The sequence below is a fragment of the Micromonospora sp. NBRC 101691 genome (assembly GCF_030269285.1).
GTDB lineage: Bacteria > Actinomycetota > Actinomycetes > Mycobacteriales > Micromonosporaceae > Micromonospora > Micromonospora echinospora.
This window is the reverse complement of record NZ_BSTB01000012.1, coordinates 200929-222713: the sequence shown is the minus strand read 5'-3', so window position 1 is coordinate 222713 and position 21785 is coordinate 200929. Positions and strand designations below refer to the sequence as shown.

General features: G+C 71.4%; 19 protein-coding genes. 12 read left to right on the top strand and 7 right to left on the bottom strand.

What is annotated here, in order from left to right:
* Positions 1 to 63: 63 nt before the first annotated feature.
* The 4 genes from QSK20_RS32280 (at position 64) to QSK20_RS19735 (ending at position 3506) form a co-directional block, all read left to right on the top strand.
* Complete coding sequence (locus tag QSK20_RS32280; RefSeq protein WP_502888951.1) at positions 64 to 249, top strand: DUF7677 family protein; 186 nt, start codon at positions 64 to 66, stop codon at positions 247 to 249.
* Between the two features lie 99 nt (positions 250 to 348).
* Positions 349 to 603: a hypothetical protein gene (locus QSK20_RS19745; RefSeq protein WP_285790072.1), complete on the top strand. Its 255-nt coding sequence runs from the start codon at positions 349 to 351 to the stop codon at positions 601 to 603.
* Between the two features lie 265 nt (positions 604 to 868).
* Positions 869 to 2020, top strand: coding sequence for a serine hydrolase domain-containing protein (locus QSK20_RS19740; RefSeq protein ID WP_285790071.1), 1152 nt, complete (start codon positions 869 to 871; stop codon positions 2018 to 2020).
* A gap of 280 nt (positions 2021 to 2300) precedes the next feature.
* On the top strand, positions 2301 to 3506 hold the full coding sequence (locus tag QSK20_RS19735) for an RNA-guided endonuclease InsQ/TnpB family protein (protein WP_285790070.1): 1206 nt from the start codon (positions 2301 to 2303) through the stop codon (positions 3504 to 3506).
* Positions 3507 to 3519: 13 nt separating this feature from the next.
* Here QSK20_RS19735 and QSK20_RS19730 read toward each other — a convergent pair whose 3' ends face one another.
* Complete coding sequence (locus QSK20_RS19730; RefSeq protein ID WP_285790069.1) at positions 3520 to 3900, bottom strand: winged helix-turn-helix transcriptional regulator; 381 nt, start codon at positions 3898 to 3900, stop codon at positions 3520 to 3522.
* 106 nt (positions 3901 to 4006) lie between these two features.
* Here QSK20_RS19730 and QSK20_RS19725 point away from each other — a divergent pair, with 106 nt between their 5' ends.
* From QSK20_RS19725 to QSK20_RS19710, 4 genes are all read left to right on the top strand, one after another.
* Positions 4007 to 4399: a VOC family protein gene (locus QSK20_RS19725; protein WP_285790068.1), complete on the top strand. Its 393-nt coding sequence runs from the start codon at positions 4007 to 4009 to the stop codon at positions 4397 to 4399.
* A gap of 305 nt (positions 4400 to 4704) precedes the next feature.
* A complete protein-coding gene (locus QSK20_RS19720) occupies positions 4705 to 7218 on the top strand; it encodes a tetratricopeptide repeat protein (protein ID WP_285790067.1) in 2514 nt (837 codons plus the stop codon).
* A gap of 5 nt (positions 7219 to 7223) precedes the next feature.
* A complete protein-coding gene (locus QSK20_RS19715) occupies positions 7224 to 8585 on the top strand; it encodes a condensation domain-containing protein (RefSeq protein WP_285790066.1) in 1362 nt (453 codons plus the stop codon).
* A 1-nt stretch (position 8586) separates the two neighbouring features.
* Complete coding sequence (locus tag QSK20_RS19710) at positions 8587 to 9816, top strand: MFS transporter (RefSeq protein ID WP_285790065.1); 1230 nt, start codon at positions 8587 to 8589, stop codon at positions 9814 to 9816.
* A 160-nt stretch (positions 9817 to 9976) separates the two neighbouring features.
* Here the strand turns inward: QSK20_RS19710 and QSK20_RS19705 are convergent, their stop codons facing one another.
* Together QSK20_RS19705 and QSK20_RS19700 are read right to left on the bottom strand one after the other, a co-directional pair.
* The gene (locus QSK20_RS19705) at positions 9977 to 10624 is read right to left on the bottom strand and encodes a hypothetical protein (RefSeq protein WP_285790064.1); all 648 of its coding nucleotides are present in this window, start codon (positions 10622 to 10624) and stop codon (positions 9977 to 9979) included.
* A 344-nt stretch (positions 10625 to 10968) separates the two neighbouring features.
* Positions 10969 to 11697 carry a FadR/GntR family transcriptional regulator gene (locus QSK20_RS19700; RefSeq protein ID WP_285790063.1) on the bottom strand — a complete coding sequence of 243 codons (729 nt, stop codon included), beginning with the start codon at positions 11695 to 11697 and terminating at the stop codon, positions 10969 to 10971.
* Between the two features lie 346 nt (positions 11698 to 12043).
* Between QSK20_RS19700 and QSK20_RS19695 the strand changes: the two genes are divergently transcribed.
* Entirely contained in the window at positions 12044 to 13630 is a 1587-nt protein-coding gene (locus tag QSK20_RS19695; RefSeq protein WP_285790062.1) for an alpha/beta hydrolase-fold protein, read from the top strand.
* A gap of 136 nt (positions 13631 to 13766) precedes the next feature.
* Here QSK20_RS19695 and QSK20_RS19690 read toward each other — a convergent pair whose 3' ends face one another.
* The 3 genes from QSK20_RS19690 to QSK20_RS19680 form a co-directional block, all read right to left on the bottom strand.
* Positions 13767 to 14159 (bottom strand): VOC family protein, encoded by a 393-nt coding sequence (locus QSK20_RS19690; protein WP_285790061.1) that lies wholly within the window; start codon positions 14157 to 14159, stop codon positions 13767 to 13769.
* Between the two features lie 162 nt (positions 14160 to 14321).
* The gene (locus QSK20_RS19685) at positions 14322 to 14783 is read right to left on the bottom strand and encodes a tetratricopeptide repeat protein (RefSeq protein ID WP_285790060.1); all 462 of its coding nucleotides are present in this window, start codon (positions 14781 to 14783) and stop codon (positions 14322 to 14324) included.
* Positions 14784 to 14992: 209 nt separating this feature from the next.
* Entirely contained in the window at positions 14993 to 15496 is a 504-nt protein-coding gene (locus tag QSK20_RS19680; protein ID WP_285790059.1) for a MarR family winged helix-turn-helix transcriptional regulator, read from the bottom strand.
* 112 nt (positions 15497 to 15608) lie between these two features.
* Here QSK20_RS19680 and QSK20_RS19675 point away from each other — a divergent pair, with 112 nt between their 5' ends.
* Positions 15609 to 17219, top strand: a complete 1611-nt coding sequence (locus QSK20_RS19675; protein ID WP_285790058.1) for an LLM class flavin-dependent oxidoreductase — start codon at positions 15609 to 15611, stop codon at positions 17217 to 17219.
* Positions 17220 to 17431: 212 nt separating this feature from the next.
* Here the strand turns inward: QSK20_RS19675 and QSK20_RS19670 are convergent, their stop codons facing one another.
* Positions 17432 to 18280: an alpha/beta fold hydrolase gene (locus tag QSK20_RS19670; RefSeq protein WP_285790057.1), complete on the bottom strand. Its 849-nt coding sequence runs from the start codon at positions 18278 to 18280 to the stop codon at positions 17432 to 17434.
* Positions 18281 to 18580: 300 nt separating this feature from the next.
* Between QSK20_RS19670 and QSK20_RS19665 the strand changes: the two genes are divergently transcribed.
* Complete coding sequence (locus tag QSK20_RS19665; protein ID WP_285790056.1) at positions 18581 to 21535, top strand: ATP-binding protein; 2955 nt, start codon at positions 18581 to 18583, stop codon at positions 21533 to 21535.
* Between the two features lie 81 nt (positions 21536 to 21616).
* A complete protein-coding gene (locus QSK20_RS19660) occupies positions 21617 to 21778 on the top strand; it encodes a hypothetical protein (RefSeq protein ID WP_285790055.1) in 162 nt (53 codons plus the stop codon).
* Positions 21779 to 21785 lie beyond the last annotated feature (7 nt).

The window sequence follows — 21785 nt, the reverse complement described above, 5'->3', positions numbered from 1 at the left end:
CATACCCTCCGACCGCCGCAGCCGCCGGATCTCCGCCCAGTCCTCCACGCTCAGCACCTCCCGATGCTTCAGGAGGTGGTCCCGATTCAGCCGGAACCACGTGGTCAGTTTTCAGGCGGAACCGACAATGGCACCGTGACGAACACTGGAGATGCCATGTACCGGGCAGCCCAGTACGTGCGTCGGTACTGTGACCCTGACTACGTCGTCGATCCGCCATTCGAAGATTGGGAGACCGAACTGGTGTAGGAGTGACCCTGGTAGGGGTGGCTACTGGGGTGAACGACGGCGCGTCAGGCGGGCGGGTAATCCCTCGGGCGAACAAACGGGCACCGGTACCCTCTGCCCGTGCAGGGAGAGTTCCGCCTTCGGCAGATGGTCGGTCGGATGGAACATGCGGCGGATGTGGCTGTCGCGATTGAGCCGGCCGACCGTGACGAGGTGAGTGTCGCACCGGATGCCTTCACCTGGTTGCGGGATGTCTACGGACCGCGAGCGGTGATCGAACGGCCAGTCAACGATCGGTTGGTGGCGGAAGCGGTCGAGGGTGTGCGGTATGCGCTCACGCGCGTGGGAAGACCCGGTGGTCTCAGGTCACCGTGACGAAGATCGTGGATTTTCCGGTGGACACCGCTGACGGAGACGTCACGGTCGCGGCCGCCCACGCGGTGTGCCTCGCGCTGGGTACGAAGCTGCAACCAGCGCCGCGTCCCACGGCGGACGGGGCGGTCTTCCCCACATCGGACGGGGCCTCTTCCTGACGTTCTCGCGGTGCGTGCGGTCGTCGCGCACCGGGTAGCTTCCAACGGACGGAATGAGGAGGAGACAGGTGACTGCTGGTGGCTTCTCGTCGAAGAGGCTGACTCAGGTGCGGCAGCTGCTCCACCGTCACGTCGACTCCGGCTTCGTCCCGGGCGTGGTGGCCGTCCTCGCCCGCAGGGGCGAGGTGCATGTCGAGGCAACGGGCAATCTCGCCTTCGAGGGCCCGGGGGCGCGGACGCCGATGGCGGGCGACACGATCTGCCGCCTGGGCTCGATGACGAAAACCATCGTCGCCGCGTGTGCGATGACACTCGTCGAGGACTGCACCCTCCGTCTCGACGACCCGGTCGACGACCTCCTTCCGGAGCTGGCGGACATGACCGTGCTCGCCGACCCGGACGGGCCGCTGGAGGACACCGTCGCGGCGGAACGCCCGATCACGCTGCGGGATCTGCTGACCTCCACCCTCGGCACCGGCATGGTCCCTGCCGAGCCCGGAACGGTCCCGATCGCCGACGCGTTGGACGGGCTCGTCCGGTCGTCACCGGACGGGTGGATCCGCCAGCTCGGCGCGCTGCCGCTCGTCCACCAGCCCGGAGAGCGCTGGATGTACGACACCGCCGCCAACGTGACCGGTGTGCTCATCGCCCGGGCCACCGGCATGTCCTTCGGGGACGCCCTGCGCGGGCGGATCTGTGGGCCGCTCGGCATGACCGACACCGCGTTCAGCGTGGGCGGCGAGAGTCTCGGCCGGTTGGCGACGGCGTACGAGCGCGACAACGCCGCCACCGGTGAGCCGGTCGTCGAGGACGCCCCCGACGGGCGGTGGAGTCGGCCGCCGGTGTTCGAGTCAGGTGGCGGCGGGCTCGTCTCCACCGCCGACGACTACCTCGCCTTCGCCTCGGCGCTGCTCGCCGGTGGTGCCCACCTCGGCGAGCGGGTGCTCTCGCGGCCGTCGGTGACGCTGATGACCAGCGACCATCTGACTCCGGCGCAGAAGGCGGTCTCCGGGTTCTGGCCCGGGTACTTCGACACCATGGGCTGGGGTTTCGGGATGTCGGTCCGCACCCGCCGTACGCACCTCGGCCCGTCGGTCGGCAGCTACGGATGGCCCGGTTACTACGGCACGGCCTGGTACAACGATCCCGCCGAGGACCTGACGGCGATCTTCCTCATGCAGCGGGCCCACGCGGGCGACCAGACACTGCCCATGTGGCGCGACCTCTGGACCGCCGTCTACCAGGCGATCGACGACTGACCGCGCGGGCCGGAGACAGCGCGTCAGGTGGCAGTGTCCGCATGCGCCACCCGCGGAAGATCGGTGAGGCCGTGGGGGAGTGGTCGCGGTCCTGTCACCTACCGGTGCGAGACCTGGGAGTCATCGGTTCTTCTTTCGTGGATACCCTCGCCTTCACGCGGGGGAGGAAACGGGACCCCTGCGGAGCAGGGCAGGAATAGCCAATTCGCCGTCAAGGCGGATAGGCGTCCAGCCCACCCCAACCGGAAGTCTCATTAATTATTGTGCTAGTTTGTGAGGCATGTCCAGGGCCGTGAAGCGGGCATTCAAGTACCGCTTCTACCCGACCGATGCGCAGGCCGCCGAGCTTGCCCGCACGTTCGGGTGCGTCCGAAAGGTCTACAACCTCGCGTTGGCCGCCCGCACCGAAGCGTGGACGCTGCGCCAGGAGCGAATCAACTACCACACCACCTCGGCGCTGCTGACCACCTGGAAGAAGACCGACGAACTGGCATTCCTCAATGAGGTGTCGTCGGTGCCGTTGCAGCAGGCGCTGCGGCATCTGCAGGTCGCGTTCACCAACTTCTTCGCCAAACGCGCCCGATACCCCAGCTTCAAGAGCAAGAAGAAGTCGCGCCGCTCGGCGGAATACACCACCAGCGCGTTCCGCTGGCGAGATGGCCGGCTCACCCTGGCGAAGATGACCGAGCCGCTGGACATCGTGTGGTCGCGGCCGCTTCCCGAGGGCGCGTCGCCGTCCACGGTCACCGTGTCGCAGGACCCGGCCGGACGCTGGTTTGTGTCCCTGCTCTGCGACGACGTGATCGAGCAGGCTCCAGCCTCGGGCATGGTCGGCGTTGACGCGGGGATCGACAGCCTGCTGACCCTCTCCACCGGAGAGAAGATCGTAAACCCGAAGCACGAGCGCCGAGACCGGGCGCGGTTGGCTCGCGCTCAGCGCGCCTTGGCGAAGAAGGGGAAGGGGTCGGCGAACCGGGCCAAGGCCCGACGCACGGTCGCCCGCGTGTACGCCCGGATTACCGACCGGCGCAGGGATCACCTGCACAAGCTGACTACTCGACTCGTTCGTGAGAACCAAACGATCGTGATCGAGGACCTGACCGTGCGCAACATGGTCAAGAACCACAGCCTGGCCCGCGCCGTCAGCGACGCGGCCTGGTGGCAGTTCCGCACCCTGCTCGAATACAAGGCGGACTGGTATGGCCGCGACCTCGTGGTGGTGGACCGCTGGTTTCCGTCGTCCAAGCTGTGCTCGGCGTGCGGTGGGCTCGCGGAGCGGATGCCGCTGAACGTCCGGTCGTGGACCTGCCGATGCGGGCAGACCCATGACCGGGATGTCAACGCGGCCCGCAACATTCTCGCGGAGGGGCTCTCCGTGATTGCCTGTGGAGGCGGTGTAAGACCTCAACGAGAGTCCTCTCGGACGGGGCGGTCGTCTGCGAAGCAGGAAAACCCAAGGGCGACCAAGGGAATCCCCGCCCTTTAAGGCGGGGAGGATGTCAATCCTGCTCGAAGCGGCGTCGTGAGGCCAGGATCTCGTCCAGGTGCCGGCGGCTCCACCGGCAGAAGCCATTGATCGTGACGTGCAGCTCCCGGCCGGCAGGTGTGAGCCGGTATTCGGTGCGTGGTGGCACGGTGGGATGAAGGGTTCGATCGACTACTCCGTGTCGCTCCAGCTGCCGCAGGGTCGCGGTGAGCAGTCGGTGGCTGATGCCGGCGACCTGCCGGTGCAGTTCGCCGAAGCGGCGTGTGTCGGTGCCGATGGCTTCGATGACCGGCACCGCCCACTTGGTGCCGACCACGTCGAACACCTCGCGAGCCACCTGGTGCACCTGCGCCATCTGTGCTGCCGTCGGCGTGCCGGGGAACGGCTCGTCCATTCGCCGTCCCTCCTTCGCATCGCCACTTACCAAAAAGTGCGTACTTACCCCATCAGTAGCAATCGCCGTACGGTCTGGTCGGCAATCTCAACGTACAGGAGTGGATATGGCCGTCCTGAAGACGTACGCCCGGCTCTGGGTGGATGACCTCGACGTCTCGCTGCCGTCGCTGCGGACCCTGGTCGGCGCGGAGCCGGATCTGCGGTTCGCATTCGACGCGATCGAGTTGGCCGCGATCGGCGACTTTCTGGTGATCGCTGGCCCACCGGAGGAACGGGCCCGTTACGGGCACGCCTCCGCGACCGTGATCGTGGATGATCTGGACGCCGTCGTCGCCGGGCTCTCCGCTGTGGGCGGCGAGATCACCACGCCGGAGGCGACGAGCCCGACCGGCCGCTACCTGTACGCCCGGCATGCTGGTGGGGCAGAGGTCGAGTACGTCGAGTGGGTGCCGGAGTTGGTCGCGCGGATCATCGGCCCCTCGGTTGTCCGGCATTAGGGCCGGATGCCCCGGGGCGCGCACCGCGTCCCGGGGTCGCCGTTGAGTGTCCTCAATGGATTGACGATGGTTGTTGGCTGGGTGAAAATGGCGGGATCAGGGGCCGTCATCGCCCGTCTTCCTCGCCCGAGCGGGAGGAGGTGTCGATTATGGAGCGCTACGAGGACCTCGAAGGAACCGCCGTGGGTCTGATCAACGCCGTCATCAACTGACCCGCCGGTCACCAACCGGGCGGACGCGGGCTGTCCCGTCGCCGCGTGTCCGCCCCTCGGCACCGAACCAACCGACCGGGCGGGAGGAAAGGGATGGCCGACACCACCTGGGAGGATCCGGCGGCGTTGCCGCTACGCCCGCTCATCGACCTGACCGCCGACCCCTCGGTCCCGCCGGCCCTGGTCGCCGAAACGGCACTGTTCTGTGCCGGCCAGCCAGACCCGTGCGGCTGGTTGCCCGCACATGCGCCGCCCGCCGGCCTGCGCCGCGCGATGCACCGCTCCGGCCTGCTCGACGCCGAGGACCCACTCGTCGCGCCACCCGAGGTGCGTGAGCGGCTCGAGACCGAGGAGCACGCCGGCCTCCTGTGGGCAGCCCGACTGATGCGCGCGCTGGGACGCCGGCAAGACGCCGCGAAACTGCTGTGGCGCCTCGGTGCGGACGCACCGTCCCCGGTGCGCGCCTGGCGGGACCTCCTGCTCGCCGAGGACGGCCGGCAACCACTTCCCCCGGTGCCGCCCGAGGCGGCGGGCCTGCCGGTCCGCCTCGCCACCGCACTGGCCCGGGCCGGGCATGCCGCGACGAGCGGGCAGCCGGCCGGAGAGGCCCTCGCTGCGGCGGAGTCCCTGGCCGCCGGCCTGGCCGGCGACCGGCTCGGCATGGTCGCCCAGGCCCGGATCCTCGCCGTGCGGCTGCGCTGCCCGGGCGAGCCGGGGCCCGAGGCCGACACGGTCCGCGCCGTCGTCCGCGATCTGGGGACGGACCGGGACGACTTCCTCGCGCGCGACGCCGCGCTGGCGCTGCTGCGGGCCGCCGCCCGCGCCGCCCTGAGCGGGACCGGCGCGACCGGCACCGGGCCGGCGCGCGAGTTCGCCGGCGTCGCCCTCGCCCTCGATCCGACCGGCGCGGCGACCTGGCTCCTCGCGGCGGACGCGGCCCGGGCGGCGGGCGACCAGGAGGCGGCCCGCACCCACTACCGGGTGGCCGCTCGGACCGGGCTGGCGGAGCGGACCGCAGCGGTGGCCGGACTGCTCGACCTGGCGACCCCCACTGCGGCCGTCGAGGGCGCCGGGCCTGCGGAGACAGCCGGCACCGGCGGAACGGCCGCGACAGCCGACAACACCGGCGGGCCGGCGGCGACAGCCGACACCGGCGAGCTGGTGGGGGCGCTGGCCGACCTGCTCGCCTCGGATCGCCGCGAGGAGCGGGACCGGTTGGAGGTGCTCGTGGCGCGGCGTCCGGCGTTGGGTGGCACGGTCTGCGCCGACGCGGTGCGTTGGGCGGTCGCGGTGCGAGAGTCGGCGGCCGGGGCGCGTCCGCTTCCGCTCGAACGCTACCGGCCGTTCCTCGACCTGAGCCCGAGCGAGATCCTCGACCCGGTCGACTCTCCGCCGGTCGCGATACACACGCCGTTGATGTCGTACGCCGCCGTGCTGGAGCGTCGCGAGCCGTGGTTCCGGGAGATCCACCCGCAGCGGGCGACGGCCGCCATGTTCCGCGACGAGATGCAGGCGACAGCTGCGGTGTACGGGTACGCCTCCGGTGGCGCCTCGGCCGACTACCGGACCTGGCTGGCGGCGCCCGACGGCTGCCCGCCCGAGGTGCGGGACCGGCTGGCCAACGCGTCGGACCTGCCGCTGCTGGACCGGGCGCTGCTGGGCCGGCTGCTGTCCGCCGTGGGTTTCCACGCCGAGGCGCAGCAGATCCTTCCCGGGCCGGACGTGCCGGTGCGCGACCCCGTGGGCGCGTACGCGCTGGCCAGTTGGATCTTCGCCGAGCAGATGCTCACCACGGGGCACGCGGCCGAGCTGGAGCCGCACTTCCGCACGCTGTACGACCAGCTCGGCGACGACGTCCGGTACGCCCGTACGAGGGTGGTTACCACCATCAACGCCACGGTCAACGCGGCCCGGCGCCGGGAGCCCGAAACCATTGCCCGCTGGCGCAAGCTCGGCGAGGAGGACCTGGCCCGGTACACCGCACTGGCCGAGGTGTCGGAGTTCGACGCCGCGATCATGACCAGCAGATGGTTCCGGGCCATGGGGTTCCTGCCGTTCCTCACCGGCGACCGCGACCTGCTGCGCGCCGACATGGACCGGTGGCTCGGCATCGCCCGGGAGCTGACCGGGCACGACGAGCACACCCGGGTCATCGCCGCGGACAACTACTTCCCGGCCGTGGAGACCGCCGTCCGCACCTACACGTACCTCGGCGAACGCGACACCGCGCTGGCCCTGGTGGACGAGTTGGCGGAGCGGATCGACCCGATCGACCCGAAGACCTGGCTTACCGCGGGGGAGCTGCGATACCAGGCCGGCGACGTCAGCGGCGCGCTCGACGCGTACCTGCGGGCCGCGCACCTGCAGTTCCCGTACGGCCGCATCTCCTGGTTCAACGCCGGCCAGGTGCATGAGCAGCTGGGCCGGGCCGACCTGGCCGTCGAGTGCTACCGCCGGTCGCTCGCGCACTGGCCGACCGGCGTGACGCCGCTGCGCCGGCTGCGCGACCTGCACCTGCGCGGCCAGCTGCCCGATGACCGGGGAGTGCTGGCAGCCTGGGCCGCGAGCCAGTCGGCGTGGTCACGGCTGCCCGCCTTCGAGGGGTGAGCCGGGTGGGGGTGCCGCCCTACGGAGCGCAGCGTGAACTGCTGCTGCTGAGCGACACCGACGAGGCCGGCCTGCCCCGGCACAACCCGATGCCCCGGGCCTGGACGCTGTGGCACGTCCGCGGCGAGGTGGACGTGCCCCGCCTGGCCGCCGCCATGCGGGCCGTCGCCGCCGGCAACGACGTGTGGCGAGCCCGGTTCGCCCCGGGCCCCGAGCTGGTGTGCGGGGCCGAGCAGCCGTTTCCGGTGACCACGGTGGACTGTGCCCACATGCCGGCGGACCGGCGGCTGGAGGCGGCCGGGGCGGCGCTCGGCGTCGCGGTGTACGCGCCGATCGACCTGCGCCACGACCCGCTGGCCGGTGCCTGCCTGGTGCGGCTGGCGCCGGACGAGCACGCGCTCGCTCTCGTGGTGGACCACGGCTTCGCCGATCACGCGACGCACACCCGGTTCGTGCGCCACGCGGCTGCGGCGTACGAGCATCCCGAGCGCAGGCCGCCGCCGGTGCCCTCGTTCTTCGCGCACGTGGCCGAGGTCGCTGCGGACTCGCGGCGGTCCGCCTCCCGGGAGTTCTGGGCGGAGGCGATGAGCCGGGAGGTCCCCGCCGTCGCCTTCCCCGGTGGGCGCTGGAAACCGTGGCGGGACACCACCGCGACCGCCGCCTGGCCGCTGCGGCTGGGTGGCGACACCGCGGGGGCCATCCGGCGTGGCCGGGAGCTCACCGGTGCGACCGGTTCCGGCCTGCTCCTGGCAGCCCTGTCGTTCCTGCTCAGGCTCTGGACCGAGGCGGACGTCCCGGTGCTGTACGCGCGGGGCGGCCGGTGGACGCGGGAGAGCCTCGAGGTCCCCGGCGCGCTGCACGAGGCGGTCGTGAGCGTGCCGCCGGACGACATCCCGTTCCCCTCGCTCGCCGGCTGGGTCCGCGGCCTCGCCGCCGCCAACGCCGCCGCGCCGCCCCTGCTCGGCCAGTGGCTGACCGACTTCGGTGGGGTCGAGGCCCTGCGCAAACGGCGTCGCCTCGTGCTCAACGTGGTGGCGGCGGAGCGCACCTTCACGCTCGGCTCCGCCACGATCGGCCCGGTGGGCCGGGTGCTGCGCGGCGCCGTTCGCCCGCCCGCCGGCCGGCGCGGGTTCCCCGCCCACAACGCGGTGCATCTGGCGGTCACGTGGTCGGCTGAGCAGCCCGAGCTGACCGTCCACCACGACCCCGAGGTGCTGCCGGCCGCCGAGCCGGTGGGTGCCGCTCTGGTCCGGTTCTTCGAACTGCTCGCGGAGCGGCCCGACATCGAGGCGGACCGGGCCGCCGAGCTGCTGCGCGCGACCTGGCTGCGGGCGGCCGACGTCCCGACCACGGCCGCGCCGACCTGACATGGCGTACCGCCGCTCCGGGCTGCTCCGGCAGCACGACTTCCGGTCCCTGTGGCTCGGGGCGGTCGCGAGCCAGTTCGGGGCCCGGATGGCCCTGGTGGCGCTGCCGTTGGTGGCGGCCGGCCCGATGCACGCCTCCGCGTGGCAGGTGGGTCTGGTCGGCACGCTGGGCACGGTCGCGTTCCTGGTCGTCGGTCTGCCCGCCGGCGCGGTCGTCGACCGGGTGCGGCAGCGGCGGCTGCTCATCGGCACCGACCTGGGGCGGGCCGCGCTCATCGCCTCGCTGGCCGTGCCGGCCGCGTCGGGCGGCGTGGCGCTCGGCCAGTTGTACGTCGTCGTCCTCGGCGTCGGGGTGCTCACGGTGTTCTTCGACGTCGCGCACCAGAGCTACCTCCCGCGGCTGGTGCGGCCCGAGGAACTGGTCGAGGGCAACGCCCGCCTGAGCACCACCCTCGCGGTGGCGCAGGTCGCGGGTCCCGCGCTGGCCGGGCTGGCCGTCGAGCTGGCCGGCGCCGGACCCGCCGTCCTGCTGATCGCGACGGGGTTCGCCGGGTCCGCCGCGTACCTGGCCCGGATCCGTGCGGCCGACGTGCGGCCCGCCACCACCGGCCGGTCCCGGCTCGCCGGGCAGATCCGGGACGGCGTGGCCTACGTGCTGCGCCATCCGGTGCTGCGCGTGCTGGCGCTGGCCGGCGGCGCGTACAACATGTTCGCCCTGGTGTTGCACACAATGGTGCCGGTACGCCTGGTCAGCGAGCTGGGCGCGTCCCCGGCGACGGCCAGCGTGTACTTCAGCGCGGGCGGCACCGGCGGGATCCTCGGCGCGGTGGTGGCCTGGCGACTGGCCCAGTGGCTCGGGCAGTATCGCTCGGCCTGGCTCTGTCTCCTTGTCACCGCGCCGTTCGCGCTGCTCACACCCCTGATCGACAGCGTTGGCCGGATCTGGCTGGCGGCTGGCGGCTACCTGCTGCTGTGGGCGGGTGCGACGGCCTCCAACGTGGCCCAGGTCAGTCTGCGCCAGCAACTGTGCCCGCCCGAACTGCTCGGCCGGATGAACGCCACCATGCGGTTCCTGCTCGGCGGGGCGATGCCGCTGGGCGCGCTGCTGGGCACCGTGCTGGGGGCCGCCGCCGGTGCCCGGGCGGCCCTGTGGGTGGGTGCGGTCGGCATGCTCCTCTCCTGCCTGCCGCTGCTGCGCCTGGGCGTCCCGGCCGACCGGCAGCCCGCGTAGGCCACCTGTGGCGGAAGCTGACCCGTCCCGGGCGGCGCGGTGGGGGAGTGGCTTCCCACCGTGCGGCAGCATGGCAGGTCAAGATTCCTGGTCGGGCGACAACGACACCAGAGCGCGAACCGTTCGTCATGCGATGGTCGCCTGGCCAGGTCCGTCGTAGTCAGCCGAGTCCGAGCCGGTGCAACGCGAGCGCCACGAATCCGCGCATCGAGCGGTCCCAGCCGGGCACGTCGGCGTCGAAGTCCGAACTTCGGGCGTCGGCGAGGACGTCAAGGGCCAAGTCGGGTAGCTGGTCGCCGAGCCGGTAAGCCAACGCCACCGCCGCCGTGACCCGGACGAGCGTGGTGCTGGCGGTCAGTAGCCCGTGAAGGCGGGCGTCGGTCCGCTCCGAGTCGACCGGACGGTGGCCGAGGGTCAGGTTGGCGCTGGCCCGGGTCGCGGTGTGGGCCTCGTCGCTCGGGACCGCGATGAGCCCGGCCAGCGTGGCGTCGTCGGGTGCGAACCAGGCGAGTAGTTCGGCGGAGTACCCGGACAGCTGTGGATCCGGTTCGGCGAGCCAGCGGACGTACCGGTCGGTGTGTCGGGCTCCGGCGTGGAACGCGTCGGCCTCCCAGCGGACCGCCACGTTGTCGGCGAGCTCCGCCGCCTCCTCGTGCTCGAACAGGTCCTCGGCCTCCAGGTGCCGCTGCACCAGTGCCACCTGTTCGTCGGTGATCCCCTCGGCGGCGGCGAAGGCCCGCCGCGGGTCGAACGGCAGCTGGTCGTCGCGTCGGTCGCCGAGCGCCACCGCACGGAGCAGACCGGCCACCGCTGCCCGGTCCGGGGGTGTCCGGATTGTCGGCGAGCGCCACCAGGAACGGCACCACGTGACAGCTCGCGCCCCATCGCGTGCCCTGGTGGTAGACGTTGCCGAACAGCTCGGACAACGCACGGTGCCGAACCGGCACCTGCGTCGAACGCAACGCCCGCAACTGGTCTGGTACGTCGGTTGCCGGCCCGTACGCGTGGTGCAGCGACTCCCACGGGACCTCGTCGAGCCCGGCCAGCGGGTCAGCCAGTTCATCCATCTGGCGGTTCTACCAGGGCGGCGGCGGCAAGTGGGGTCGCTGCCGGGGTAGCCCTGCTGACGTTGTCCGGGATCGGCGTCGCCCGCTACAGCGGCGGCGTGGTGCTGATCGCGTCGCGTACCTCTTCGACCAGTTCACGCATGGCGGTCTCGGCGCCCCGGGCGTCGCCGGCCGCCACGCAGTTCGCGACCTGGTCGTGCAGGTCGAGCGCCACCGGCCGGGGACATTTCGGCATCAGGCCGTGCTCGGTCCGTCCGGCGAGCACCTCGGCGATCACGCCGGTCAGCGCGGTGAACATCTCGTTGAGGCACGCCTGCAGTAGCAGCGAGTGGAACTCGACATCGGCAGCCAGGAACGCATCGAGTTCGCCCGCCTCGCCGAGGTGTCGCATCCGCGTGGCCAGCGTACGCAGCCGCTCGCGCTCGTCGGCGGTGGCGTACCGGGCGGCGCCCGCGGTGGCGAGTGGCTCGACGGCCACCCGCAGGTCGGTGAGGGTGCGTAGCTGGTCGGCGCGGCCGGGGCCGTCGAGACGCCAGCGGATGACCCGTGGGTCGAGCACCCGCCAGCGGTGCATCGGCTGGACCACCAGGCCGACGCGGCGGCGGGAGGCGACGAGGTTGAGCGATTCGAGGATGCGCATCGCCTCCCGCATCACGGTGCGCGAGACGCCGAAGCGCTGTTGCAGCTGCTCCAGGGTGAGTGCGGTACCGGGGGCGTGCTGCCCGCCGGTGATTTCCAGCCCGAGGGCGTCGAGTACAGCGTCGTGCAGCACGGGCGCCGCGGCCCGCGCCGCGTCGCGACTCGCCTCGGCCATCAAGGGATCCCCGATCACTTCGTCCTGTTGAGAGGTTAGCGGGCACCCGCCGCGCCCCGGTCGGCGACCGGCTCCGACCTCCCTCAAAGGTGTGACCATTTCTATTTACAAAGATATCACCTTTGTGTGACGATCACGTCAACCACCAGGTGGACGACGCACGACGACCCGACACGGCCGCGCACCGTGACGAGTCCGACGGCAACGGCCAGCCCACCCCCACACGGACGATGTGGACCGGTCCACTCACGGCCGGGGGCGAACCGTCACCTCGCCACGTCCACCGCCGGTCACCGGAGCGGTGTCCTCCGAACGCTTCGTCGACCAGCCGATGAAGGGAAAGCACATGCCCCCTACACCCCCGCGAACAACGCCGACACGCCGGCTCCGCCAGGGACTGACCGTGTCGCTCGCCGCCGGACTGGCGGTCACCGCCGGTGCCGTCACCGCCCCCGCCGCGACCGCGGCACCGGCCCCGGATCTCGGACCGAAGGTCGTCCACACCAACCAGGCGCCGACCGGCAATTCGGTCACCTTCAGGTACCAGGCACCCGCCGGCGTCGAGTCGGTCCAGATCTACGGCGAGTGGTGGTTCTCGAAGGCGGAGAGCGTCACCTGCCAGGGTTGCGGCGACGCCCGACCCGGCGGTCAGTGGCAGCCGGACGACATCCTGGCCGACCCGTGGCGCGCACTGCCGATGGAGAAGGGAACGGACGGCGTGTGGACGTTCACCACGCCGCTGCCCTCCGGCACCTTCCGGTACGCGTTCACGCACGACTGCACCAGCCCCACCGCCAGCGGCTGCACCCTGCACCCCGACCCGGCCAACCCCCTGGAGGTGCTGCCCCACGCCGAGGCCACCGGCGCGCGGCTCAGTCGCGTCTACGTCCCGAACAGCAGGCGTTTCCCCACCTACGACAACGACTACCAGGCGCCGGTCGCCGCCAACCGGGCGGGCAAGCTGGAGCAGCGGTGGTACGACTCCCCGCTGTCCACCAGCCCGGTGGGCAAGCACGACATCGTCGTCTACCTGCCACACGGTTACGACCCGAACCGCTCCACCCCGTACCCGACCCTGTACCTCAGCCACGGCGGAGGTGGAAACGCCACCGACTGGACCGTGGAGGGCGTGGCCCACCAGATCCTGGAGAACGCCGTCCGGGACCGCGCGGCACAGCCGATGGTCATCGTCTCCACCGACTTCAACGGCCTGCCGAACGGCAACCAGGGCTACGTCGACGAACTGCGGGACAACGTCATCCCCTTCGTCGAGCAGAACTACCACGTCTCCACCCGCGCCACCGACCGCGCCTTCGGTGGGCTGTCCGCAGGCGGCGCCCGCGCCATCACACTGCTCTACGACAACACCGACCTGGTCGGTTACCACGCCGCCTGGGGCGCGGCCGGCGGCTCGGTGACGCCGACGCAGGAGCAGATTGACCGGATGAAGGCCGTGACCGGTGGCATCCACGTCGGCACCGGACTCCAGGACTGGCTGGCCAACATCGCCCCGAACTCGCTCGCCCGGACCGAGAACTGGCGGGCCGCCGGCATCGACGTCACCGAGCACAACGTCGACGGTGTGCACGTCTGGGACATCTGGCGGCAGATGCTCAACGACTACCTCCGCACCGTGGCGTTCCGTACCACCACCACCAGCCTGGAGGTCGACACGACCTCGGCCGGCAACTCGCACCGTACCCGCGTCACCGCGACCGCCGAGGTGGACCCGGTGACCACCAGCGACCGCGCCGCAACCGGCAAGGTCGACTTCTACACCGGCGACAAGTACCTCGGCTCCGCACCGGTCCGCGACGGGGTCGCCCAGTTCAAGGGCACGGTCAGCGGCGACCTCGGCCAGCCGGTGACCGCCCGCTACCAGGGCGACAGCCTGTACAACGCCTCGGTGAGCGCGGCGGTGAACGCCGGCTGACCGGTTGCCCCGACCGCCGGAGACGGCCGGTGGTGACACCCGTCGAGGGTGCCACCACCGGCCACCGCCGTCCCTACGCAGGTTCGTGGCGAAGCCGACGGTGGGTCCGACGCTCCGGCTGTCAGGTGCGGCGACGTCAGGTGGCGCCGAGGAGGTCCCACCGGTTGCCGGCGATGTCGAGGAAGACCGCGACCCGACCATAGGGTTCGGTCCGCGGTTCCCGGACGAAGGTGACACCGGCCTGCGTCATGCGCCGGTAGGTGGCGTCGAAGTCGTCGACGCGGAGGAAGAACCCGACCCGGCCGGCCGCCTGGTGACCGACAGCGGCGCGCTGGTGCTCTCCGTCCGCGCGGGCGAGGAGGATCCCGGTCTGAGCACCCGGCGGTCGGACGACGACCCACCGCTTGGGTCGCCCGTCATCGGTCAGCGACGGGGAGTCCTCGACGAGGTCGAAGCCGAGTACGTCGGTGAAGAACCTGATCGCAGGGTCGTACTCGTCGACGATCAGGGCAACCAGGTCGATCTGCACTGCGGCAGCGTACGCAGGATCGAGTCCTGCTCGTCGCTCACGCGCACTGGCAACGGCATGTGGCTCCGGTCGGTCGTCGGAGGGTGGTCCGCCGGTCGGGCGGATGGTCATGCCGCCCGGCGAGGCCGCCGGCTACCAGAGGTTCTCTTCGGCGGCGTACGCCTACCTGACGGTCAGCTCCTGCGCCAACCGATCCAGGCCGCCCTTGATCAGCTGCGCGTACTCGTCATCGCCAAGCGCGTCGATCCCCGCCTGCGCACGCTGGAGGCACTCGCGTGCACGGTCGAGATCACCGAGCTTCCGGTAACACTCACCCAGGTTGAGATGCAACGACGGATACAGAGCAGCCACCGACATCGGCACCCCAGCCTGCGCAACCCGGTCATCGGTGAGCAAGCTGGCCGCTGCCAGCGCCCGCTCGTCCCAGAGCAACTCCTGGTGCACGTCGTCCTGCACGTCGGCCATCGAGTGCGCCAGAACGCAAACGTGCAACGGATCGCCGCGCTCACCGCCGATCTCATCCCAGATCTGCGCAAACAGGTCGCGAGCGGCCTCAGGCTGGCCTTGATGATGGTGCAACTGCACCCCTTGATTGATGCGGGCGAGGGTCTCATCCGTGATCATCAGCTACTCCTGGCGGGCGCTTTCGAGGACCTTGTCAGCTGCCAGCCGAGCCACGTGTGCGAAGCGGGCAACGACAGCAGCTTCGGGAACTGGCGGTCGACCACCGCCATGCATCGTCGGCAGGCCGGCGCGAACGCCGTCTCATGAAACAACGAGACGGTGCCACCGTCGCCGCCGATCATCATCGGACAGGGTCGGATATCGGCCGGTCACTCATCGGTCGGCTGCACCTGCAGCGCCACCTCGCACAAGTCCTCGAGGGGATCGAGGGTCTGCGCGTTACAGGCGAGCTGCTGCAGCATCGCCCGGAACGCGGGGACGTCTGCGGACGGGAGCGGGCTGAGGATGTGCGCCTCGACACGGGTGAGCGCTTCCCGGCGTTGCTGCCAGGCCACCCGGCCGGCATCGGTGGCGATGACGAGCCGGCTGCGACGATCGGCCGGGTCCGGGTGGCGGACAACCAAGTCGAGGCGTTCCAGGTCATCGATCAGGTAGGTGAGAACAGTGCGGTCGACACCGATGTCCTCGGCGATCGCGCCCTGGTTGCGGGGTGGGTCGCCAACCGCGGCAGTGAGTACCTGGTAGCCGCGTGCGCCGCCGGGCAGGTCGTGGAGGGCGCGCTCGGAGGCCTTGACGTAGGCGCGGAAGAGGACGCCGAGCATCCAGCCCAGGTCGCTGTCCAGGTGCGTGGAGTCGCGCTGCCGCTTCGTCATGCCTGCATCATACCGTCGGATCGCAGATGTTCTGTGATACAAACCTTCTCGGGGGAATAACATCTGCCCGGCGGTACTTGGCGTGGATGAAGGCCCGGAGGAGGAGACACGGATGAGCATGATCAGGACCGGCGGGCAGCAGGCAACGAGCGCGTACGGCCACCCACTGCGGTTCGGGTCGTTCGTTACGCCGACCAACTCCGACCCGGCGCGCACGGTAGGCCTGGCCGTGCTGTCCGAGCAGGTGGGGCTGGACCTGGTGACGTTCCAGGATCACCCGTACCAGCCGGGCTTCCTCGACACCTGGACGTTGCTGAGTTTCGTCGCGGCGCGCACCAGCACGGTGCACCTGTCGGCCAACGTCACCAACCTGCCGCTGCGCCCGCCAGCGGTGCTGGCCCGTAGCGTCGCCAGCCTGGACCTGCTCAGCGGTGGCCGAGTGGAGCTCGGTTTGGGTGCCGGAGCGTTCTGGGACGCCATCGAGGCGATGGGCGGGCGGCGGCTCACCGGCGGGCAGGGAGTACGGGCGCTGGAGGAGGCCATCGACGTCATCCGACAGATCTGGGACGCCGAGGCGCGCGGCGGCGTCCGCATCGACGGCGAGTTCCACCGGGTGGTCGGTGCCAAGCGCGGCCCGGCGCCGGCCCACGACGTCGGCATCTGGCTGGGCGCCTACAAGCCGCGCATGCTCGCGCTCACCGGGCGCCGGGCGGACGGCTGGCTACCGTCGCTGAGCTACCTGAAGCCCGGCGATCTGGCCGCCGGCAATGCGCTCATCGACGAAGCGGCGCAGGAGGCCGGGCGGTCGCCGGCGGAGATCCGCCGACTGCTCAACGTCAACGGCCGGTTCACCACCGTCGGCCGTGGACCGCTGCACGGGCCAGCCGAGCAGTGGGCCGAAGAGCTCGCCGACCTTGCTCTGAGCGACGGAATCGGCACCTTCATCCTGGGCAGCGACGACCCCGACGACCTGCGCCGCTTCGCCGGCGAGGTAGCCCCGGCCGTCCGCGAGCTGGTGGCCGCCGAACGGTCCGCCACCCCGGCACCGGCATCGAGGGTTGCCGTGGCTCCGGTGCGGGGAACGACCACAGAGCCGCCGGCGCCGCAGCCGGCCGTGGCCCGCGCGTCCTTCGCCGTCGTCCCCACCCCCGACGACGGCACCCGCCGCACCAGCCGGCAGGTGTGGGACGAGTCGACCCGCCCCGTCGGGCCCGCGCCCGACCCACAGCGCACCTACACTCCCCACGAGGAGGCCAGCGGGCAGCACCTGATCGACGTGCACGACGGGCTGCGCGCCGAGCTGGCCCAGATCCACGACCTCATCGACCAGGTCGCGGCCGGAGCGATGGACGTCGGCACGGCCCGCTCGCACATCAACACCATGACCATGCGGCAGAACAAGTGGACCCTGGGCACCTACTGCGAGGCCTACTGCCGGATCGTCACCACCCACCACACCCTCGAGGACCGCTCGCTGTTTCCGCACCTACGGCGCGCCGACCCTCGGCTGGCCCCGGTGATCGACCGACTTGAGCAGGAGCACCACGCCATCCACGACGTCCTCGAAGGTGTCGACCGCGCGCTCGTCGCCTTCGTCGCCACCCCGGACGGCATGGCCGAGCTACGCGCCGCCGTCGACCTGCTCAGCGACACGCTGCTCTCCCACCTCGCCTACGAGGAGCGCGAGCTCGTCGAGCCGATCGCCCGGATCGGGCTGCGCTGACCACTCCACGCCCATCCCTGCCCATAGCGCGGAGATGGAACGGTGGCAGCCGCGAAGAAGGTCGCAAACAGAGGTGTCGTCTCCTGGCCGGCACCGGGTGAGTGCCGCCCAGACCCGATCGACGCCGACCGGGTCGATGGCACGCACGTCCGCCGGAACGTCGAGCACGAGCAGGTGCGCGCGGTCAGGGTTGCCGGCCCCGAAGGCCAGGATCAGTCCGACGGGGTCGCTCCACCGGTCCGCAGTGGTCGTGCATCTGGTAGCCGTTCCGCGTCCAGACACGGGCGGAGCAGCTCGAACACGGCGGCCGGGTCCTCGACGTGGGCGTTGTGGCCGAGCCCGGGCAGGGTGACCGGTGCCGGGACCAGCCGGGTCAACTGCTCGCGGCTGACCATCTGGTCGCGTTCTCCCCGGGCCAGCGTCACCTCGGCCCGCGACCCGGCCAGCAGCTCCACCATGTCCGGCGCGCCCACGGCGAACGCCGAGGGATCCAGCGCCAGCCGCCATCGGCCGTCGTCGGAACGGAGGCCGGCGTCGACGGTGGGGGAGTCCGGGTCGAGCAGCCCGTCCAGGCCCGAGATCCGCAGGTAGCGGGCGGCGGCTTCGCCCCGGGAGTCGAACCAGGCGACCGGACGCTGGGCCAGTGCCGCGAACCGGGTCAGTTCCTCCTCGCTCCACGCGACCTTGACGCCGAGGCCGACGACGGCCTCGATCGGCAGGGCGAACCTGTCACCGGCCAGGGTCAACCCGAGTACGCCGCCCAGGGAGTGGCCGAGGACGACCAGCCGCTGTCCCGGGTCGAGGATGCGGGCGACCGCGCTGGCCAGCGTGTGGAACCTGTAGTCGTCCAGGGGGTCCGAGCCGCCGTGACCGGGCAGGTCGGGCGCGAGCCACCGGCCCGGCCAGTGCCGCCGGAGCACCGGACGCCACCCGTCCCACACCGCGCCGTTGGCGGCCAGCCCGTGCAGCAGCAGAAGGACCGGCTGCCCGGCCCCGTCGCCGATGGCCGGCCCACCACCGTGTACCCGAATCCCGTCCCGCGTCCACGACTCGTCGTCCATCGGCCCAGTCTGCCGTCGGCTCGCTCCGGCTGCTGTCGCCGACCCGCCTGCGCCGGCTGTCCCGACCCGTGCGCCGGCATCTGCATACCGAGATGGTCCCCTGACCGTTCTTCCCCAGGTGGCCCATGCGGTCGCGGCTCGTAGTGGGGCGACGCCCGGGCTGTGTAGACCAGGTGAGAGCCACACGAGCCGCGTGGGCAGCCGAGAGGAGAGCGAACACCCGGGCGCATCGACCGAAGCCTGGCCGGGCAACGGTCGCAGGTACTTGCGCCCGAGCAGCGAAAAGCGAGATCATCACGCATGCTCGACCCCTCGCCCGAGGACGACGGGACCTCACCGACGGTTTCCACGCCGGGTTTCGTGGGTCGCGATCGGGAGCTGGGGGCGCTCCGGGGCGCCCTGGCCCGGCCACCGGCGATCGTGCTGGTGGAGGGCGAGGCGGGGATCGGGAAGAGCCGACTGCTGCGGGAGTGGTTGGCCGCGCCGCACCAGCGCAGTGCCCTGGTCTCCGTGTGCCCACCGCTTCGGGAGTCGCTGACGTTGGGGCCGATCGTCGACGCGTTCCGTGGGATCGACCGGCCGGCGTCGCGATTGCGGCTCACCGATCTCGCGGGTGCGTTACGGCCGCTGTTCCCGGAATGGTCCGCGGACCTGCCGCCCGCGTTGGAGCCCTTGGACGATGCGAAGGCGGCACGGCATCGCCTGTTCCGCGCCCTGGACGAGCTGATCCGGGCGCTGTGTGTCGACGTTCTCGTGCTCGAGGACGCTCACTGGGCCGACGAGGTGACCCTGGAGTTCCTGCTGTTCGTCACCTCCCGACAGCAGTCGCACGGGCCGAGCCTCGTGGTCTCCTACCGGCCGGAGGAGGTGGACGCCGGATCGCTGTTGCTGCGGCTGACGTCCCGGCTGCCTGCTGGCGTGACCCAGCTGAGGATCGCCCTGGCGCCGTTGGGACCCGACGACACGGCAGCGCTGGTCTCCTCGATGCTGGACGGCAACCCGATATCGCAGGAGTTCACGACGTTCATGCACGAGCGGACCGGTGGCGTGCCGCTGGCGCTGGAGGAGTCGGTTCGCCTCATGTGCGACCGTGCCGACCTCGTCTTCCGCGACGGGCAGTGGGTCCGGCTGAAGCTGAGCGAGCTACAGGTGCCGCCGACGGTGCGCGACTCCACCCGGGAGCGGGTGGGCCGTCTGTCGCCGACGGCGCAGCAGGTGTTGCGAGCCGCGGCGACGCTGGGTGAGCGGTCGTCGGTGGCCACGATCGCGGTGAGTGCCGGTCTGTCACCAGAGGCGTGTCGAGGCGCTGTCGCGGAGGCGGCCGATGCCGGCGTTCTGGACGGAGACGACCACGGCCAGTGGCGGTTCCGGCACGTGCTGGCCGCCACGGCTGTCTACGAGGCGATCCCGTTGACCGATCGCCGACACTTCCACCTGCGGGCCGGCCGGGCGTTGGAGGACGTCCAGCCGCCGCCGGTGGCCCGCCTTGCCCGCCACTTCCGTGAGGCGGGCGAGACGGAGTCCTGGGCGCGGTACGCCGAGCAGGGCGCCGAGCTGGCCATCGCTTCGGGTGACCACACCAAGGCGGTCGTCCTGCTGACCGATCTGTTGTCGTGGTCCGAGCTGCCGCCGTCGGATCGGGCACGAGTCGCGCGCATCGCCGGAGTGGCCGCACTGGGCCGTCGTGAACCGGTCGACGAGGTCTACCACCGCGTGATCCGCACCATGCGCTCGGTGCTGGAGACCCCCGGTCTCTCCGCACGCCAGCAGGCCGAGATCCGCAACCCCCTGGGTCGACTCCTGATCACCGGGGGAGAGGCGCAGGCCGCACTCAGCGAGCTCGAGCAGGCGGTGGCGAACCTCGACCATGACCCGGTCGAGGCGGCCCGGGCGATGACCTATCTCGGCTGGGCCTATGCGGGACCGTGGCCGGCGTCGACCCACCGGCGTTGGCTGGATCGCGCCGCTGAGCTCACCGCCGAGTTCGATTCTCCCGCGGAGCGGCTGAACCTGGCCGGCAACCGTGCCGCCGCGTTGCTCATGCTCGGCGACGAGGAGGCCTGGGACGTCGTCGCCGACCTGCCCGTCGACGGTGTGACCTCGGCGGAGCGTCTCGACGTGGCCCGCATCCACGCGAATGTCGGGACCGGCGCACTGATCTGGGGCCGGTACGCCGAGGCGGAGGAACATCTCGTCGTGGCCATGCGCCTTGCCGAGGCCGAGCAGGCGTACCGGTTGCAGTACAACGTCCGACTCGAACAGGCCAACCTGGCGTGGCTCACCGGCCGGTGGGAGGGTCTCGCGGAGCGAAGCGCGGCGCTCGCCGATGTCGACCGGGACCGGCCGGCGCTCTACCTCGGCAGCATTCGGCTCGCGGCGCGGCTGGCAGCCGCGGCCGGACGGCGGCGTGCCGCGGAGGAGCAGTTCCGGCTGGTCCTCGAGGAGTCTGCCCGTCTCGGCGCAGCCGACGACACGATGGAGGCCGCCGCTGCGCTGGCCAGACTGTGGCTGACGGACGGAAACAGCGGCCGGGCGCTGCAGGTCACGAACGAGCCGATGGACACGGTCCGGAGAAAGGGCATCTGGGTCTGGGCGACGGACCTCGTCCCCGCCCGGATCGAGGCGCACCTCGCCGCGGGCGACCTCGGGGCCGCGACACGTCTGGGCGACCAGTTCGCCAGAGGACTGCGTGGCCGTACGGCGCCTGCGCCTCGCGCGGCGCTCACCGTATGCCGTGCCCTGTTGGCCGCCGCAGCCGGCGACCACGCCCGCGCGGCGACGGCCTACGACCGGGCGGCGCGCGCCTGGAGCGCGCTGCCGCGCCCCTACGACGCCATGCTCGCCCGCGAGCGTCAAGCCGAGGCGCTCGTGGCGCAAGGCCGGATCGAACCGGGCCGGGAGCTGCTGGCCGCACAGTACGAGCATCTGTTCAGGCTCGGAGCCCGCAGCGACGCGGACCGGGTCGCACAGCGGCTGCGCGAACACGGCGCCGAGGTTCCGCGCTTGTGGCGCGGCGGTCGACGGGGGTACGGCGACCGGCTCTCACCTCGTGAGCTCGACGTGGTCCGACTGGTCGTCGCCGGCAAGACGAACCGGGAGATCAGCCGGATTCTGGCCAAGTCGCCGGCCACGGTGGATCAACAGCTGCGTGCGGCGATGCGCAAGTTGAAGGTGAACTCCCGGACCGTGCTCGCGGTCAAGGCCGTGGAGGCCGGGGTGTTCGCAGAAGAGGATTCCCCCGACGACCCGTCGTGAAGATTGACGTATCCGCTGGATAGCGAAGGCCGTTCGGCCACCCCGAACATGACTCCATGATCCATGGCCCTGGGACAGCTCATGCCTGAGCGACCTGTCGCACGTGACGCCTCCGACATCGAGCACCAGCCACCATCCGAGCTGTCGCGCGAGCCGCGCGTCAGTGCCCGCGACACCCGTGCCCACCGCGACGACCGCGACGGCGACGACCACAAGAGCCACGACCCCTACCAACCCCTGTAGGCGGAGG

Excerpts from the sequence above, each read along its gene's own strand:
- QSK20_RS32280 (WP_502888951.1), top strand. The coding sequence starts at position 64 with ATGCTTCAGGAGGTGGTCCCGATTCAGCCGGAACCACGTGGTCAGTTT.
- QSK20_RS19735 (WP_285790070.1), top strand. The coding sequence starts at position 2,301 with ATGTCCAGGGCCGTGAAGCGGGCATTCAAGTACCGCTTCTACCCGACC.
- QSK20_RS19730 (WP_285790069.1), bottom strand. The coding sequence starts at position 3,900 with ATGGACGAGCCGTTCCCCGGCACGCCGACGGCAGCACAGATGGCGCAG.
- QSK20_RS19725 (WP_285790068.1), top strand. The coding sequence starts at position 4,007 with ATGGCCGTCCTGAAGACGTACGCCCGGCTCTGGGTGGATGACCTCGAC.
- QSK20_RS19720 (WP_285790067.1), top strand. The coding sequence starts at position 4,705 with ATGGCCGACACCACCTGGGAGGATCCGGCGGCGTTGCCGCTACGCCCG.
- QSK20_RS19710 (WP_285790065.1), top strand. The coding sequence starts at position 8,587 with ATGGCGTACCGCCGCTCCGGGCTGCTCCGGCAGCACGACTTCCGGTCC.
- QSK20_RS19700 (WP_285790063.1), bottom strand. The coding sequence starts at position 11,697 with ATGGCCGAGGCGAGTCGCGACGCGGCGCGGGCCGCGGCGCCCGTGCTG.
- QSK20_RS19695 (WP_285790062.1), top strand. The coding sequence starts at position 12,044 with ATGCCCCCTACACCCCCGCGAACAACGCCGACACGCCGGCTCCGCCAG.
- QSK20_RS19685 (WP_285790060.1), bottom strand. The coding sequence starts at position 14,783 with ATGATCACGGATGAGACCCTCGCCCGCATCAATCAAGGGGTGCAGTTG.
- QSK20_RS19680 (WP_285790059.1), bottom strand. The coding sequence starts at position 15,496 with ATGACGAAGCGGCAGCGCGACTCCACGCACCTGGACAGCGACCTGGGC.
- QSK20_RS19675 (WP_285790058.1), top strand. The coding sequence starts at position 15,609 with ATGAGCATGATCAGGACCGGCGGGCAGCAGGCAACGAGCGCGTACGGC.
- QSK20_RS19670 (WP_285790057.1), bottom strand. The coding sequence starts at position 18,280 with ATGGACGACGAGTCGTGGACGCGGGACGGGATTCGGGTACACGGTGGT.
- QSK20_RS19665 (WP_285790056.1), top strand. The coding sequence starts at position 18,581 with ATGCTCGACCCCTCGCCCGAGGACGACGGGACCTCACCGACGGTTTCC.
- QSK20_RS19660 (WP_285790055.1), top strand. The coding sequence starts at position 21,617 with ATGCCTGAGCGACCTGTCGCACGTGACGCCTCCGACATCGAGCACCAG.